Source organism: Streptomyces sp. NPDC001832 (genome assembly GCF_040297265.1).
Classification (GTDB): domain Bacteria; phylum Actinomycetota; class Actinomycetes; order Streptomycetales; family Streptomycetaceae; genus Streptomyces.
In genome coordinates, this window is the sequence record NZ_JBEOYU010000008.1 from 31,902 (window position 1) to 47,412 (window position 15,511).

General features: G+C 70.3%; 14 protein-coding genes. 4 read left to right on the top strand and 10 right to left on the bottom strand.

Going from position 1 to position 15,511, the window contains the following annotated elements:
- Positions 1–142: 142 nt before the first annotated feature.
- Positions 143–496 carry a hypothetical protein gene (locus ABT115_RS09150; protein WP_351785881.1) on the bottom strand — a complete coding sequence of 118 codons (354 nt, stop codon included), beginning with the start codon at positions 494–496 and terminating at the stop codon, positions 143–145.
- A 355-nt stretch (positions 497–851) separates the two neighbouring features.
- Here ABT115_RS09150 and ABT115_RS09155 point away from each other — a divergent pair, with 355 nt between their 5' ends.
- On the top strand, positions 852–1,886 hold the full coding sequence (locus ABT115_RS09155; protein ID WP_351785884.1) for a C40 family peptidase: 1,035 nt from the start codon (positions 852–854) through the stop codon (positions 1,884–1,886).
- 231 nt (positions 1,887–2,117) lie between these two features.
- Positions 2,118–2,891 (top strand): GNAT family N-acetyltransferase, encoded by a 774-nt coding sequence (locus ABT115_RS09160; protein ID WP_351785886.1) that lies wholly within the window; start codon positions 2,118–2,120, stop codon positions 2,889–2,891.
- On the opposite strand, the gene ABT115_RS09165 is transcribed toward ABT115_RS09160, so the two are convergent.
- Together ABT115_RS09165 and ABT115_RS09170 are read right to left on the bottom strand one after the other, a co-directional pair.
- A complete protein-coding gene (locus ABT115_RS09165; protein ID WP_351785889.1) occupies positions 2,888–3,583 on the bottom strand; it encodes a LuxR C-terminal-related transcriptional regulator in 696 nt (231 codons plus the stop codon). The genes ABT115_RS09160 and ABT115_RS09165 overlap by 4 nt on opposite strands.
- The gene (locus ABT115_RS09170) at positions 3,567–4,865 is read right to left on the bottom strand and encodes a PspC domain-containing protein (RefSeq protein WP_351785891.1); all 1,299 of its coding nucleotides are present in this window, start codon (positions 4,863–4,865) and stop codon (positions 3,567–3,569) included. Before ABT115_RS09170 ends, ABT115_RS09165 begins: the two co-directional genes overlap by 17 nt.
- A gap of 253 nt (positions 4,866–5,118) precedes the next feature.
- On the opposite strand from ABT115_RS09170, the gene ABT115_RS09175 reads away from it, so the two are divergent.
- Complete coding sequence (locus ABT115_RS09175) at positions 5,119–6,456, top strand: PspC domain-containing protein (protein ID WP_351785894.1); 1,338 nt, start codon at positions 5,119–5,121, stop codon at positions 6,454–6,456.
- 156 nt (positions 6,457–6,612) lie between these two features.
- On the opposite strand, the gene ABT115_RS09180 is transcribed toward ABT115_RS09175, so the two are convergent.
- The 6 genes from ABT115_RS09180 to guaA all read right to left on the bottom strand — a co-directional run bounded on the left by ABT115_RS09180 (position 6,613) and on the right by guaA (position 12,648).
- The gene (locus tag ABT115_RS09180) at positions 6,613–7,131 is read right to left on the bottom strand and encodes a DoxX family protein (protein ID WP_351785897.1); all 519 of its coding nucleotides are present in this window, start codon (positions 7,129–7,131) and stop codon (positions 6,613–6,615) included.
- Between the two features lie 126 nt (positions 7,132–7,257).
- Positions 7,258–8,526 carry a hypothetical protein gene (locus tag ABT115_RS09185; RefSeq protein WP_351785900.1) on the bottom strand — a complete coding sequence of 423 codons (1,269 nt, stop codon included), beginning with the start codon at positions 8,524–8,526 and terminating at the stop codon, positions 7,258–7,260.
- A gap of 113 nt (positions 8,527–8,639) precedes the next feature.
- Positions 8,640–9,410 (bottom strand): class II aldolase/adducin family protein, encoded by a 771-nt coding sequence (locus tag ABT115_RS09190; protein WP_351785903.1) that lies wholly within the window; start codon positions 9,408–9,410, stop codon positions 8,640–8,642.
- Positions 9,411–9,531: 121 nt separating this feature from the next.
- Complete coding sequence (locus tag ABT115_RS09195; RefSeq protein ID WP_351785905.1) at positions 9,532–10,287, bottom strand: SAM-dependent methyltransferase; 756 nt, start codon at positions 10,285–10,287, stop codon at positions 9,532–9,534.
- A gap of 46 nt (positions 10,288–10,333) precedes the next feature.
- Entirely contained in the window at positions 10,334–10,936 is a 603-nt protein-coding gene (locus tag ABT115_RS09200; RefSeq protein WP_351786208.1) for a Uma2 family endonuclease, read from the bottom strand.
- 116 nt (positions 10,937–11,052) lie between these two features.
- The gene (gene guaA / locus ABT115_RS09205) at positions 11,053–12,648 is read right to left on the bottom strand and encodes a glutamine-hydrolyzing GMP synthase (protein ID WP_351785908.1); all 1,596 of its coding nucleotides are present in this window, start codon (positions 12,646–12,648) and stop codon (positions 11,053–11,055) included.
- Between the two features lie 360 nt (positions 12,649–13,008).
- Here guaA and ABT115_RS09210 point away from each other — a divergent pair, with 360 nt between their 5' ends.
- Positions 13,009–13,341: a chorismate mutase gene (locus tag ABT115_RS09210; RefSeq protein WP_351785911.1), complete on the top strand. Its 333-nt coding sequence runs from the start codon at positions 13,009–13,011 to the stop codon at positions 13,339–13,341.
- 304 nt (positions 13,342–13,645) lie between these two features.
- Here the strand turns inward: ABT115_RS09210 and ABT115_RS09215 are convergent, their stop codons facing one another.
- A complete protein-coding gene (locus tag ABT115_RS09215; RefSeq protein WP_351785913.1) occupies positions 13,646–15,469 on the bottom strand; it encodes a GMC oxidoreductase in 1,824 nt (607 codons plus the stop codon).
- Positions 15,470–15,511: the final 42 nt, after the last annotated feature.

Below are 15,511 nucleotides of genomic sequence, written 5' to 3' on the forward strand. Positions count from 1 at the left end.
CCCAAGCTCTGGGCTGCGCTCGAGCAGGGGGTGGCCCCATCCTCGCCGCGTTGCCGGGACGTCCGCATACATCCAGTATGCGGACGTCCCTCCGCCTTGCGGCTCAAGCCCGCGCGGCGATTGCGGACACGCACGGGCCGGCTCAGGTCCAGAGCGTGGCGATGAAGATGTTGGCGAGCGTCAGCCCGCCCACCGTCGCGAAGGCGCCCTTGTCGACCTTCTCCTCGTCCCGCTTGATGTAGACGAGCGCGAGGATGACGACCAGGAGCAGCAGCTTGATTCCGATCTTGATGTTGTTCACGTGGTGGCCGTCGGCCTCGTTGAGCCCGACCAGCGCCACACCGGTGACCAGCATCGTCAGTGCGCCGTGCAGCATCGCCGGAACGAACCGGGCCGTGCCGGCGCCCATCGCCTTCATCTGGGTCAGGAAACCACCCAGCAGCGAGGCGATACCGATGATGTGCAGGGCGACGAAGACATTGATGAGTACGTCCATGGGTCCGCAGCCTAGCCCTGGTCATATCACCACTCTGCAGGCAGGTACGACTCCTACCGATTTACTCACGTCTGCGCCGATTGCCTTACTCTGGTGTAATTTTTCGATCACTTGGTGACAACGCCGCGCCAAATTCAGGCAATAGGCGTCATTACGACTCTTCTCCGTGCTCCGGGTTTAGCGTCCTGACCAGGTGACCGGCTTCACCGCCGCTCCGCACCCGGACGGCACACCGGTCACCCCGCCGAGAGATCCGGCGGCGGGCCGCTCCCCCTGTTGCTGACCCGCCGCCGGACCTCGACCGAGCCCGCCGGTAGTCCCCGACGGGCAGTCGCCAGGAAGGACGCACGCCCCCGTGGCAGCGCACCGGAAACCCAAGCAGCGCCCGTACACCGGCTCTGCTGCCCGCACCGCAGCCACCCTCGCCTTCGCCGGGGCCGCCACCGCTGCCGCTCTGCCAGGCTCCGCACACGCCGATCCTCAGCTCGCCCCCGCCCGGATCAGGGCGGAGGCGGACCGGCTGTACAAGGACGCGGAAGTCGCCACCGAGCAGTACAACGGCACCAAGGAGAAGGCGGCGGCCGCCGCCGATGCCCTCGACACCCTGCGCGACGAGGCGGCCCGCAGGACTGAGCGCCTCAACGCCTCGCGCAACGCACTGGGTTCACTCGCCGCCGCGCAGTACCGCACCGGTGGCCTCGACCCGGCCGTACAGCTGGCGCTCTCCTCCGACCCCGACCAGTACCTGGAGCGCGCCTCGTACGTGGACCGGATCGGCGATCGCCAGGCCGCCGAGGTCCGCGGGGTGGAACGGCAGGTCGCCCGGATCGCCCAGCTGCGCTCGCAGGCCGAGGGCAAGCTGACGGAGCTGGCCTCCCGCCAGGCTGAGCTGAAGAAGCACAAGGCGACGATCAGAACCAAACTGGCCGACGCGCAGCGGCTCCTCGCCACCCTGTCCCCGGCCGAACGCGCCGCCTACGAGAGCTCGGACGCTGCGCGCACCGCCGACCGTGCCGGCCGCGGCCCCGTCCAGGCACCCAACGCCCGCGCCGCCGAGGCCGTCGCGTTCGCGTACGGGGCTCTCGGCAAACCGTACGTCTGGGGCGCGACCGGCCCGTCCTCGTTCGACTGCTCCGGGCTCACCCAGGCTGCCTGGCGCTCCGCCGGTGTCTCGCTCCCCCGGACCACATACACCCAGATCAACGCCGGCCGGCACATCTCGCGCTCCGAACTCGCCCCGGGCGACCTGGTGTTCTTCTACTCCGGCATCAGCCATGTCGGGCTCTACATCGGCCACGGCCGGATGATCCACGCCCCGCGGCCCGGAGCGCCGGTCCGGATCGCGCCAATCGACCACATGCCCTTCGCCGGAGCAACCCGGGTGGCATAGGAGGTCGCGCACATAGGTGGGGTGGAGGAAGGAGCGGGGCGAGGGGCAAGCTGGGCAAGGCGGAGGAGGGAGGCGACGCGAAGGGGGTCCCCCCATGCCTTCAGGGCTATGGGGGAGTCGTCGACCGACGACAACGCCGCCAGGCGCCGCCCATCGGCACGCGACGCCGCCCCACCTATGTGCGCGACCTCTAAGCTCCCGTCTCACCAACCAGCCGGAGGGCAACCGCACATGCCGACGGACGTCGACATCCAGACTTATGCCCGTACGCTCGCCCTGCGCTCCCCCGACCATCTCCGGGTCGGCCCCTTCACCGTGCGGTACAACCCGAACTGGTCGATCAAGTACGCCAACTACGCGATACCCGATCAGGGCGCCGAGCCGACGGCGAAGGATCTCGATGCCCTGATCGCGGCGTTCCGCGAACGCGCGAGGCTGCCCCGGCTGGAATATCTGCCCGACTGGGCGCCCGCAGTCGAACCCGCGCTGCTCGCAGCCGGGTTCACCGTCGAGAACCGGGCCCCGGTCCTGGCCTGTTCCCCGGCTGACCTGCTGCCGCCGAAGCCGGTGGACCGGCTCGCGATCGCCGAACCGGTCACCGACGCGGAGTTCGACGCCGCAGCGCTCGTCCAGCACCACGGATACGGCGGAACGGGCGAGCCCGAGGGCGGCGAGGCGGCGTGGCTCCGTGCGGCGGCCGGGGGCGGCGGGGTCGCCGCCCTCGCCAGGGTCGACGGTGTCCCGGCGGGTGCGGGCGGCTGTTCGGTCCCCGTTGACGGCCTCACCGAACTGACCGGCCTCGCCGTCGCGGACGCCTTCCGCCGCCGCGGCATCGGCGCCGCACTCTCGGCCCATCTGACCGCGACCGCCTTCGAGCGGGGCTGCCGGGTGGTGTGGCTGGAGCCGGGCGACGCGGACGTGGAGCGGATCTACGCGGGGATCGGCTACCGCAGGGTAGGCGAAAAGCTGAACATCTCACTCGACCCCGGCAGTGCAGCCTCTTAGACCAGCCGCCGCGCCGTCGCCCAGCGGGTCAGCTCGTGCCGGTTGGACAGCTGAAGCTTGCGCAGCACCGCCGAGACATGTGACTCGACCGTCTTCACCGAGATGAACAGCTGCTTGGCGATCTCCTTGTACGCGTAACCGCGGGCGATCAGCCGGAGCACCTCGCGCTCGCGCTGGGTGAGCCGGTCCAGGTCCTCGTCGACCGGCGGCGCGTCCGTGGAGGCGAAGGCGTCGAGGACGAAGCCGGCCAGCCGGGGCGAGAACACCGCGTCGCCGTCCTGGACCCGGAAGACCGAGTCGACCAGGTCGGTGCCGGTGATGGTCTTGGTGACATAGCCGCGGGCACCGCCGCGGATGACGCCGATGACGTCCTCGGCGGCGTCCGAGACGGACAGCGCCAGGAACCGGACCGGGTTCTCGGCGGCACCCATCAGCGGGGCGCAACGGCGCAGCACCTCGACGCCGCCGCCGCCGGGCAGGTGGACGTCGAGGAGGACGACCTCGGGGCGGGTGGCCGTGATCACGGTGACCGCCTGGTCGACGTCGGCGGCTTCGCCGACCACCTCGACGCCCGTCTCCTCGGTGCGGCCGATCTCGGCCCGGACGCCGGTACGGAACATCCGGTGGTCGTCGACGAGGACGACCCGTACCCGGCGCTCCGGACCCGCGGTCGCCTCAGTGGTCTCCGTCATCGCTCGCCCTCTCCATCTCCAGTTCGACTTCCGTGCCCCCGCCGGGCACCGAACGCAGCCGCGCCGTACCGCCGTTGCGCTGCATCCGGCCGATGATTGATTCTCGTACGCCCATTCTGTCCCCCGGTACGGAATCCAGATCGAATCCCGGGCCCCGGTCGCGGACCGAGACGAAGACCGTGCGGCCCTCGACCTCCGCGTAGACCTGCACGGCGCCGCCCTCGCCACCGTACTTGGCGGCGTTGACCATCGCCTCGCGTGCGGCCTGCATCTGCGCGGCCAGCTGCTCGTCCAGCGGGCAGTCGCCGACGACGACGGCCTCCAGCGGGACGCCGTGCTTGTCCTCGACCTCGGCGGCGGCGCGCTTGACCGCCTCGGCGAGGGTCTCGGGTTCGTCGTCCTCGTCCTTGCCGGTGCCCTCGGGGTTGTACAGCCAGTTGCGCAGTTCGCGTTCCTGGGCGCGGGCCAGTCTGCGGACCTCGCCCGCGTCCTCCGCGTTGCGCTGGATCAGGGTGAGGGTGTGCAGCACCGAGTCATGGACATGGGCGGCGACCTCGGAGCGCTCCTGGGCCCTGATGCGCATCGTGCGCTCCTCGGAGAGGTCCTGCGTCATGCGTACGAGGTAGGGGCCGGCCAGCAGCGCGATGCCGGTGAGGACGGCGATCGCGGCGGTCAGGAGGTTGCCGAGCTGGGCCGCGGAGCCGCGTACCACCATGAAGACGGCCAGGCCCAGGCCGACCAGGGCGACCCCGGCCACCCCCCGGGCCAGATGCAGGACCCGGCGGCGGTTGCCGGCCTCCATCCAGCGGGCCCGCCGGGCGTTGTCGGCCTGCCGCCACACCAGTACGGAACCTGCGCCGATCAGCAGCGTGGGCCAGATGTAGCGGTCGGCCTCGCTGCCCATGTCAACGTTGCCGACGAAGTTGAGAGCGCCGATGAACAGCGCGATGAGGGCGAAGACCTGGCCCTTGTCGGGTTTACGGAGCCGGCGTCTGCCGTCCGGGGCGGTCTCGAAGACCGAACGCGGCGCCTCCACGCCTCCGACACCGAGCGGGACGACGATCCAGAACACGGCGTAGAGCAGGGCGCCGAGGCCGTCCGCGAAGAACAGGCCGAGGAAGACGAACCGCACCCAGATGACGGGCAGACCGAGGTGCCCGGCGAGACCGCGCGCGACGCCGCCGAGCAGCCGTCCGTCGGCGCTCCGGTACAGCTTGCGCAGTGGCGGCTCCTCCAGGTCGGTGTTGAGGGAGCTTGCGGCTCGGGGCGCGGCGGCTGGCATGACCCGATCGTCACATGTCCGTACGGGCGACAGCATCAGGGTCCGTCCCCGACTGGACCCTGAGAGTGTGCGGGGGCGCCACCCGCTGGAACGCCCTTGCAGGGCCGCGGGAGCGGTAGCCGCCGGGCCTCATCCTCAGGGGCCGCAGGAGCGGTACCGGATTGTCTCCACCGGGGGACCGCCGGCCAATATCAGGGATCGGCCAGGGTCGGCGCGGGTCCCGGACGGACGCTCGGCCCGTCACCATGGAGCCATGACCGTTACCCAGGACGCCTCCCCCGGTGTCGCACCACCCCCCGAGCGGGGACCGCAGCTGCGGCGCAGCCCACGGCACAAAGTCGTGGCCGGGGTGTGCGGCGGGCTCGGCCGGTACTGCGACGTCGATCCAGTCATCTTCCGGATCGTGCTCGGTGTGCTGTCCGTCACCGGCGGCATCGGGCTGATCTTCTACGGCTTCGCGTGGCTGCTGATCCCCCTGGACGGTGAGGACGAGAACGAGGTGCGCAGGCTGCTGTCCGGCCGTGTCGAGGGTGCGCCGCTGATCGCGGTGCTGCTCGCGCTGATCGGTTGCGGGCTGTTCCTCTCCATGCTGGGCAACGGCGGCACGCTGGCGTTCTCCGCGATGCTGTCGCTCGCGGTCGTCGGCTTCGCCGTCTGGACGCAGAACCGCAGGACGGCGGCGCCCGAGGACCCGCTGGGTCCGGCGACCACGCAGGCCGCGGCGGATGCGCCGCCCGAGGTGAAGGCTCCGCCGTCGCCGGGCAGTCCGTCATGGTGGCGGGATCCGATCGTCAAGGACGGCACGTCGGGGCCGGTGGGCCCCGGCTATCTGTGGGGTCCGGCCGATGCGGCTCTCGACGGCCGGGTGGTACGCCCCCGGGGGGCGACGGCCCAGGACCCGTTCCGCTCGTCCCGGCAGGAGGCCGGCACCAGGGGTCCGACCTCGATCGGTGGTCTCGTGTTCCTGTTCGCGCTGATCGCGGGCGGTCTGGGCACGGGGCTGAGCTGGGACTCCCAGCCGTTCGCTACGAGTCTGCAGATCGGCTTGGCCGGTGCGCTCGCGGTGTTCGGCCTCGGGATGCTGGTCAGCGCGTTCCTCGGACGGACCGGATTCGGCACGGTCATGCTGTCGATGATCACGGCGGCCCTGCTGGCGGGCATCTCGGCGCTGCCGAAGGACATCACCACCCGGTGGGTGCGCGAGGGCTGGCGGCCTGCCTCGGCGGCGGCGGTCCAGCCGTACTACGAACTGGGCTCCGGGGTGGCACGGCTGGACCTCACGGAGATCACGGTCCCCCCGGGCGACACCGTCCGTACGGGGGTGAACGTCGGGGCGGGCCGCGCGGTCGTCGTCGTGCCGAAGGCGGTGACGGTGGAGGTGGACGCACGGGCGGGCCTCGGCGACATCACGCTGCCGGTCAGCCGGCCGAGCGATGCGCCGGCCGACCGGCCCGGCGATGCGGACATCAGCCCCTCGCAGCAGGAGCACAGAACGCTTCCGCCGCCCCCGGGCAGCAAACCGGCAGGCACGGTCGAGCTCACTCTCGAAGTCGGCATCGGACAGGTGGAGGTCACCCGTGCTGCGTCATGAGATCCGTCCGGGGCGGGCGGTGGCGGGTGTGGTCATGCTCGTTCTGGCAGCGGGATATGCGGCGGACGCCGTGGGGGTCTGGGACGCCCCGTGGGTCTTCTTCTTCCCGCTGTTCTTCGGCGGCCTCTGGCTGGCCGCCACCGCGACCTGGGTGAACTACCTGATCCGTCGCCGTCGTGAGGCGAGAAGGGCGTCCACGGAGAACGACGCGGCCCCGCCGAGCAGCAGCGGCAGCCAGGCCACGAGGTAGGCCAGGTCGTTGCCGAAGTAGTACGGCTCGATCTGCCAGCTCACGGTCAGCCACAGGCTCAGCGAGATCAGCGCCCCGCCGAGCGCGGCGAGCCGTGCCCACAGCCCGATGAGGGTGCCGATGCCGACGGCGAGCTCGCCGAGGGCAATGGCGTACCCGAAGGCGCCGGGGCTCTTCAGCGCGAGGTCGACGAGGGCCGGGATCGCGGACGAGTCTCGTACCGCGTGCATCGTCTCGCCGATGGAGTTGGCGCCGCTCGCGCTGAAGAAGGAACTGTCCGTGAGTTTGTCGATCCCGGCGTAGATGAAGGTGATGCCGAGAAAGATGCGCAGGGGCAGCAGAGCGTGCTCCCGCGCCAGCTCCTTGAGCCCTCTCGGCTCACCCAGACCGCGTACGTTCGTGCTGTAACCCTGAATGTCCTGCATGTGGCTGCCCCGCCTTCCGTAGACCCATCAACAGACCATACGTACGCCGTGAGCGCGCGGCTCACCCGGCGGGGCATCCGATCGGCCGGTATCCGTCACCCTTCGGCCGGGCACGGACCGCGGCAGTCAGTCCGTCACATCGATCTCGACCCGGTTCGTCTCCACCCCGGCAGCGGTCACGACCTGTACCTCCACCAGCCCCGGTTCCACCTCCACCGGTACCGGCACGGTGAGCACGCTGTCGGTCGGGTTGGCGAAGCCGCCGGTCACCGGGATCAGCGGCACTTGCACATGGACCCGGCCGATCCGGACGACCATGCGGGCCAGCCGGTCCGGCGTCCCGGCTCCGGGCGGCACGAAACCCGCACCGCGGATCTCGATGTCGTCACCGGTACGGATCGACGCGTCCAGATCCCCGGCCTCCCTGGCCCGGACCACCGAGAGCACCACCGGGCGCCCGCCCTCCGCGTACTTCCCGGCGAAGTACGTGAGCGCCGAGACGGTGACGAGCAGCGCAAGCCCCCACGGCAGGTCGGGCAGCTGCTCGGGCCTGCGGGCCAGGCGGACCGCGGCGAACAGCACGGCGACGGTGCTCACCAGCACGTACTGCACATCCGTGAAGCTGCCCCGGCCGGAGTCGTCGGTGAGCAGATCGGCGGCGCGCGGCCGGTCGGCCCGCAGCTTCTGCAGCCGCCCGGACAGGGCCCGTACGGTCACCACCCGGCGCACGACCACGGCGACGGCGCACACCAGCGCCAGCACGGTCACCACCCCGGCGCCCCTGGCCAGATCCAGCCCCTCGATCAGTTCGTCGCGCTCGACGTGGTCGGAGGCGCCCGCCAGCTGGAGCGCCAGCACGAGCACGGAGAAGACTGCGAGCAGCACCCAGGACGCGGCGACCGCGCGGGAGGTGGAGAGCCGGTTGTCCTCGCCGATCAGCGGGGCGAGGAGGCCGCCGCGGGCCCGGTGGACATGGGCGGCGCCGGTGAGCAGGCCCGCGGTGACGAGTCCGGCGACCAGTCCGGCCGTACGGGCGTTGGTCCAGCCCGCGCCGATGGCGGTGGCGCACTCCGCGACCACGAGCACCACGACGCTCCCCCACACCGCGACCAGGGTGCGCCGCCACACCCGGTACAGCCAGGCGTCGCCCGCCTCCCGGCCGCGTTCGGCGACGGCCCTGGCGGACTGGGTCAGCTCGTCCGAAACCCATTGACGGGTCGCGGACGCGGACTGGGCGACCCCGGGCGGCAGCCCCTGGCCCGCGGCGAATTCGTCCCGTTTGCTCAGGAAGGCGGCCACTGCGCGCCGGTGGCCCTCGCGCGCCCCGTGCGGGCAGCCGCCGCACGTGCAGCCACCGCCGTGCGTGCTGCTCGCCCTCGCCTCGTCCAACGCCACGGAGAACGCCGCCCTTTCAAGCCCCGGTCCAGCCAACTCGGATGTGATTGCTGCGAATTGTGCCGTACGGAAGGGCTCGGAACCGCATCGGGGCGGCCCGTCGGCGCGTATCGTCAGAATGTGCGACTGATCCGGCGCCACAGTGGCTGATAGTTGATCCAGGCCACCAGGTCGCTGCCGAGCTGTTCCCGGGTGGCGACCGCGTCCCGGTGCTCGATCAGCACCGGCTTTCCGGCCGCCCGTGCGGCCAACTGCACCTGACAGGAGCGCTCAAGCGCGATGAACCACCAGGCGGCCGCGTCCACCGAGTCACCGACGGTCAGAAGCCCGTGGTTGCGCAGCACGATCGCCTTGCGCCCGCCGAGCGCGGCAGCGATCCGGCGCCCCTCCTCCTCGTCCACGACGACCCCGGTGTACGCGTCGTACAGGACGTGGTCCTCGTAGAAGGCACAGGATTCCTGCGTGATCGGTTCGATGAGCTCGCCGAGCGCGGACAGGGCCCGTCCGTGCACGGAGTGGGTGTGCGCGACGGCGACAACGTCCGGGCGGGCCCGGTGCACCTGGGCATGGACGGCGAATGCCGCCTGATTGACGTGGTGCCGCCCCTCGACGACCTGTCCCTCCCCGTTGACCAGGATCAGCTCGTCCGGCGCGAGCCCGTCGAAGGGGGCCCCGAAGGGGTTGACCCAGTAGCAGTCGGTGAACTCCGGGTCCCGTGCGGTGAGGTGACCGGAGACTCCGTCCTCGTATCCGTACTCGCCGAACAGCCTGAGCGCCCCGGCCAGGCGTTCCTTTCGGTACGCGCGCTCGTCCTGGGCCGAATCGTGGACGGGTGGCATCGCGAAGTGGAGCTGGTCCACAGGTATGGGTGTGGGCTCGGGCATGGTGGCTCCTCAGGGCTCCCAGGGCATTCGGCTCGGAAGGTACCGCTGGTCACCGCAGGTGGCCAGAGCGATCACGTACCGATTCATGCACCGGTCCGGGTACCGGTTCGGGGTTGCCCTTTCAGGCGCTGAGCACGAGGTAGGCGAGGCCGAACGTTCCCCGGTAGCCCCCGTAGTAGCCGGTGCGCCGCTCGTCGACCGCCGCGACGACACCCTCGTACAGCGGATGCCCGGCATTGGCCAGCGCCCACCGCTCGCCCTGCCCGATGTTGGCGTTCGACTCGAAGAGGTCCCATTCACGCTGGTCGGCGACGGTCACCTGGAGCGGCCGCAGCCCAACAGCCTCGGCCTGCCGGATCAGCTCCAGCAGCGAACCGAAGTCTCCCGGCTCGGCCCCCAGCCCGGCCAGCGCCCGCACGGACGGCTCACGCTCCCAGAACCCTTCCCCGAACAGCACCCGCCCGCCCGGCCGCACGGCCGCCTGCAGCGCCCTGAGTGCCTCGGGGGTGGACCCGGGCCAGGCATGCGAGGCGCCGACGGACACCGCCAGGTCGTAACCGTCGTCGGCCCACTCAGCGGCAGGCATCCGATGGAACCGTACGCGCTCCGAGAGCCCCCGCTCCTCGGCGAGCGCCCGCCCCCGTGCCACGGCCCCGGGATCGGTCTCGACGCCGTCCCCGGTACTCCCGGGCGCCGACTCCACCAGCCTCATCAGCAGCTCGCCCCACCCACTGCCGAAGTCCACGATCCGCGCCCCGGCCCCGGGAACGCAGGCATCGACGAGCTGAGCGGCATGTTCCTCGGAGAGCGGGGTGTTCCAGGTCAGGCGGTCGTTGCAGGCGGCAGACATCAGGGCGCGGATCTCATCGGCAGACATGAGGGCGGAGCCTGGCACGGGAACCAGGGCGACACCACCGGTTTTTCTACGGGCGGCGGCGGTTGATCGCGGTGAGGTCGATCTCGATGGGGAAGGGGACGTCCAGCTTCAGCGTGTTGTGGTGGATGCCGGTGGCCACGTAGGCCTTGAGCGCGGGATCGAGCTCGTAGACGTATACAACCGGCAGGCCGTCGTTCTGCTCCACTCGCCAGAAGTGCCGTACACCTGCGGCAGCGTACTTGCGAGGCTTGACTTCACGGTCCCTGTCCTCCGACTCCTCCGAGACGACCTCCACGGCCAGAATGATGTCCTCCGGCCGGAGCCACGTATCTTTCGGCCCGGTATCCGCTCCGAGAGGAACCACAAGCACATCCGGCTCCGGCCGATTCCGCTTGTTCAGCCTGATGCTGAATTCCCGGAAGACATCGAGATCGTCCGGGGCCTGGTCAAGGAGTGCGTTTTCCAGCAGACGCATGGTTCGCATATCAAACTTGGTCTGCGGACTCATGAAAACGAGACTCCCGTCGATCAACTCTGTGCGCCTTGGCAGATTCGGGAGTCGGTCGAGGTCGTCAGCCGTCCAGCCGCCGGGCGGAGGGACCGGATAGTTGTACTTCTCGTCCAACTCGAACTCGGGTGCGGCGCTCATGATTGCTTTCCCATAGGAGTGAGTCTCGTCTCTTGAGCCAGCGTGCCCAGCCGATACGACAATGCCGCCACTCAAACGAATGAGCGGCGGCATCGGCATGGACCCAGCAGGGAGGGTTACTCCCACTCGATGGTGCCCGGCGGCTTGCTCGTGACGTCGAGCACGACGCGGTTGACGTCGGCGACCTCGTTGGTGATGCGGGTCGAGATCCTGGCGAGCGTCTCGTACGGCAGACGCGACCAGTCGGCCGTCATGGCGTCCTCGGAGGAGACCGGGCGCAGCACGATCGGGTGGCCGTAGGTGCGGCCGTCGCCCTGGACGCCGACCGAGCGGACATCGGCGAGCAGAACCACCGGGCACTGCCAGATGTCCCCGTCCAGGCCGGCCGCGGTCAGCTCCTCGCGGGCGATGGCGTCGGCCTCGCGCAGCAGGTCGAGCCGCTCCTTGGTGACCTCGCCGACGATACGGATGCCGAGGCCGGGGCCGGGAAACGGCTGGCGCTGGACGATCTCGTCGGGCAGGCCGAGCTCCTGGCCGACCATCCGGACCTCGTCCTTGAACAGCTGGCGCAGCGGCTCGACGAGCTGGAACTCGATGTCGTCGGGGAGACCGCCGACATTGTGGTGGGACTTGATGTTGGCGGTGCCGGTGCCGCCGCCGGACTCGACGACGTCCGGGTAGAGCGTGCCCTGGACGAGGAACGCGACGTCCTCGCCGGCCGCGCCCGCCTCGGCGACGAGCTCGGCCTGGGCCTGCTCGAAGACCCGGATGAACTCGCGGCCGATGATCTTCCGCTTCTGCTCGGGGTCTGAGACCCCGGCCAGCGCGTCGAGGAAGCGCTGCTCGGCGTCGACGACCTTCAGCTGAACGCCGGTGGAGGCCACGAAGTCCTTCTCGACCTGCTCGCTCTCGCCCTTGCGCATCAGGCCGTGGTCGACGTACACACAGGTCAGCTGGGAGCCGATGGCCTTCTGCACGAGGGCTGCGGCGACTGCGGAGTCCACACCGCCGGACAGGCCGCAGATGGCTCGCTTGGTGCCGACCTGCTCGCGGATCAGCGCGATCTGCTCCTCGACCACATTGGTCGTGGTCCAGGTCGGCTCGATGCCGGCGCCGCGGTAGAGGAAGTGCTCCAGGACCTGCTGACCGTGCGTGGAGTGCAGGACCTCGGGGTGGTACTGGACGCCGTAGAGCTTCTTCTCGTCGTTCTCGAAGGCGGCGACCGGTACGACGTCCGTGGACGCGGTGACCGTGAAGCCCTCGGGGGCGGCGGAGCAGGCGTCGCCGTGCGACATCCAGACCGACTGCTCGGCGGGGGTGCCCTCGAAGAGCGTGGAGCCGGTCTTGGAGACGGTGAGCGGGGTACGACCGTACTCACGGGCACCGTTGTCGTCGACGGTGCCGCCGAGCGTGGTGGCCATCAGCTGGAAGCCGTAGCACATGCCGAAGACCGGAACCCCGGCCTCGAAGATTGCTCGGTCGAGGGAGGGCGCGCCCTCCGCGTACACCGAGGAGGGTCCGCCGGACAGGATGATCGCCCGGGGGTTCTTGGCCAGCATCTCGGCCACCGGCATCGTGGACGGGACGATCTCGCTGTAGACCCGGGCCTCACGAACGCGTCGGGCGATGAGCTGGGCGTACTGCGCCCCGAAGTCGACAACGAGGACCACGTCGGTGGCGGTGTCGGGGGCGGCGGGTGGTGCTGCTGGCACGGGGCGGCCTTCCGGCGGTGAAAAGGGGGTCGGTTTTGTCGATTCTACCGGGGTTGCGGAGGCAGCCGTCGTCACGCCCGGACGGGCTGCCTCAAGCGCGGGTCCCGTCCGGGGCCAGGCGGTGTCTCAGCATCCGGGCCCCGTGTTGGCCCGCCCGCGCGGCAAGGCCATACTGGGTTCCATGCGACAGCACACGACCTTCGTCTTTACCTATGGCATCCGGCCCGCCGGCTGCCATGGTCGTGCTGCTTGATCCACTGACAAGCAACGTTCCAGGCGCCCCGGGCCGAAAGGTCCGGGGCGTTCTGGCGTTCCGGACCGGTCGGACCCGGGGGCCGCACCCCACGAGGAGTCACCGCTATGACCAGCACCGCCCGTGTGAAGAGCAGCACCGCGAAGAGCGACACGGCGAAGACCGCCGCCGAGAAGACCGGCGCGCATACCGATGAGGCCGCCGCGCTGATCGACAACGCGAGGTCCCGCATCGACGCCCTCGACGACCGGATCATCGGACTCGTCCAGGAGCGGATGGCCGTCTCTGCGGTCATCCAGGAGGCCCGGATCACCTCTGGCGGCCGCCGGATCAACCTCTCGCGCGAGATGGAGATCCTCGGCCAGTACCGGAACGCGCTCGGCAAGCCCGGCACATCTCTCGCCATGACGTTGCTGGAGCTCTGCCGCGGCCGGGCCTGACACTCGCGGGCACGGGGTGTCCGAACGTATCCCAGTTCGGGCCGGCTCTCACCCGTACGGCGCGTGACCGGGTCCGCCGCGACTTCGTTGGTCCCGGTGTCCGTGCCAGCCAGGGGCGGCTTTGGAAAGAAACCACGCGTGGCTCCGCTGGAGCGTGTGGCGTACTGCAGGTACGCCGTGGGACCGCGCCCCAGCGTGCGTGACCGGTCGGCAGGGGACAGCCGGCCCGGTCACCCCAAGGACGGTCGGCTCCGGGGACGCCCGGAGCCGACCGTATCCGGTCAAAGCGGTCTGCGCAGCCTCTTCAGGGCTTCGGCGGGACGGTCGGCAGCCCGAGGAACGGCAGCTTCAGCGCACCGAAGGCCCCCTTCGGCACCGCCGGTGCCCGCGGCTCGACCGCGGCCAGCCGTTCGTACGCCTCCCCCTGGTCCGGACGCGGGTCCGCCTCGCCCTTGTTGGGCCAGAAGGACATCGCACGCTCGGCCTGTGCGGTGATGGTGAGCGACGGGTTGACGCCGAGGTTCGCGGAGATCGCCGAGCCGTCGACCACCGAGATGCCAGGGTGTCCGTAGAGCCGGTGGTACGGATCGATCACCCCGTCATCGGCACTCGCTCCGATGGGGCAGCCGCCGAGGAAGTGTGCCGTGAGCGGGGTGCCCATCAGCTCGCCGACGTTCGAGCCGGCGAAGCCGTTGATCTCCTCGGCGAGCAGTGAGGCGCCGCGCGTCGCCTCCTCGATCTGCGTCGGATTGGGCGCGCCGTGCCCCTGCCTGGCGGTGAGCAGGCCCTTCCCTATGCCGCGCGGCTTGCGGTATGTCGTCAGGGAGTTGTCCAGCGACTGCATGACGAGCCCGATGATGGTCCGCTCCGACCAGCGATGGTTGGAGAGCGACCGCACGGCGAGCATCGGGTGTTTGGCCATGTTGCCGAGCCAGCCCAGCACCCGGCGGCTGCCGTACGGCACCTGGAGGACCGACATGGCGCCCATCGCGTTGGAGCCCCTGCCGTAGCGGACCGGCTCGATGTGGGTGTTCTCGTCGGGGTGGATCGAGGAGGTGATCGCGACGCCCTGGGTGAAGTCGGCCTTCGCTGTGCCGTGCTTCTTGCGGTAGCGCCGGTCGCTGGTCTGCGAGCCTACGAGTGCCTCGGAGTTGGTGCGGGTCAGCTCGCCGAGCCGGTCCGAGAGCCGGGGCAGCAGTCCCCGGTCCTTCATGGTGTGCAGCAGGGTCTGCGTTCCGTACGTGCCCGCCGCGACGACCACCTTGCGGGCACGCAGCAGCTTGGACTCTGCCTTCTTGCGGCGGTCGGTCGGGACGGTGGTGACGTGGTAGCCGCCCTCCGGGTCGTCCGTGATCGCGACGACGGAGGTCATCGGGTGGATGACGGCTCCGGCCTTCTCGGCGAGGTGCAGGTAGTTCTCGTTGAGGGTGTTCTTCGCGCCGTGGCGGCAGCCCGTCATGCATTCGCCGCACTCGGTGCAGGCCTTGCGGGCGGGGCCCGCGCCGCCGAAGTACGGGTCGGCGACCGTGCCGCCGGGCTTGGCCCTGGCCGTACCGTCGGCGTCCTCGCCGTCGCCGAAGAAGACGCCGACCGGGGCAAGATGGAAGGTGTCGCCGACGCCCATGGCCTGCGCGACCGCCTTCAGATGGACATCGGAGGGCGTCATCGTCGGGTTGAGCCGGACCCCGAGCATCCGCTTGGCCTGGTCGTAGTACGGCTTCAGCTCGTCCTGCCAGTCGGTGATGGACGCCCACTGACGGTCCTCGAAGAACGGCGCCGGGGGCACGTACAGCGTGTTGGCGTAGTTGAGCGAGCCGCCGCCGACCCCGGCACCCGCCAGCACCATCACATTGCCCAGCAGATGGACCCGTTGGATGCCGTAGAGCCCGAGCGCGGGGGCCCACAGGTAGTTCTTGATGTCCCAGGAGTTCTTGGGGAGGGTGCCGGGGCTGAAGCGGCGACCCGCCTCCAGGACCCCGACCCGGTATCCCTTCTCGGTCAGCCGCAGGGCCGACACCGCGCCGCCGAAGCCCGAACCGACGACCAGGACGTCGTAGTCGTACGCGGCGTCGTCGTCGGCCTCTGCCGGGGAATCGGGCCGATTCTGCGCAGGGCTGTCCTGGGACATGGCTCTCCTCGGTACGAAAAGGGCAGAACGGGCCCCGGTGTC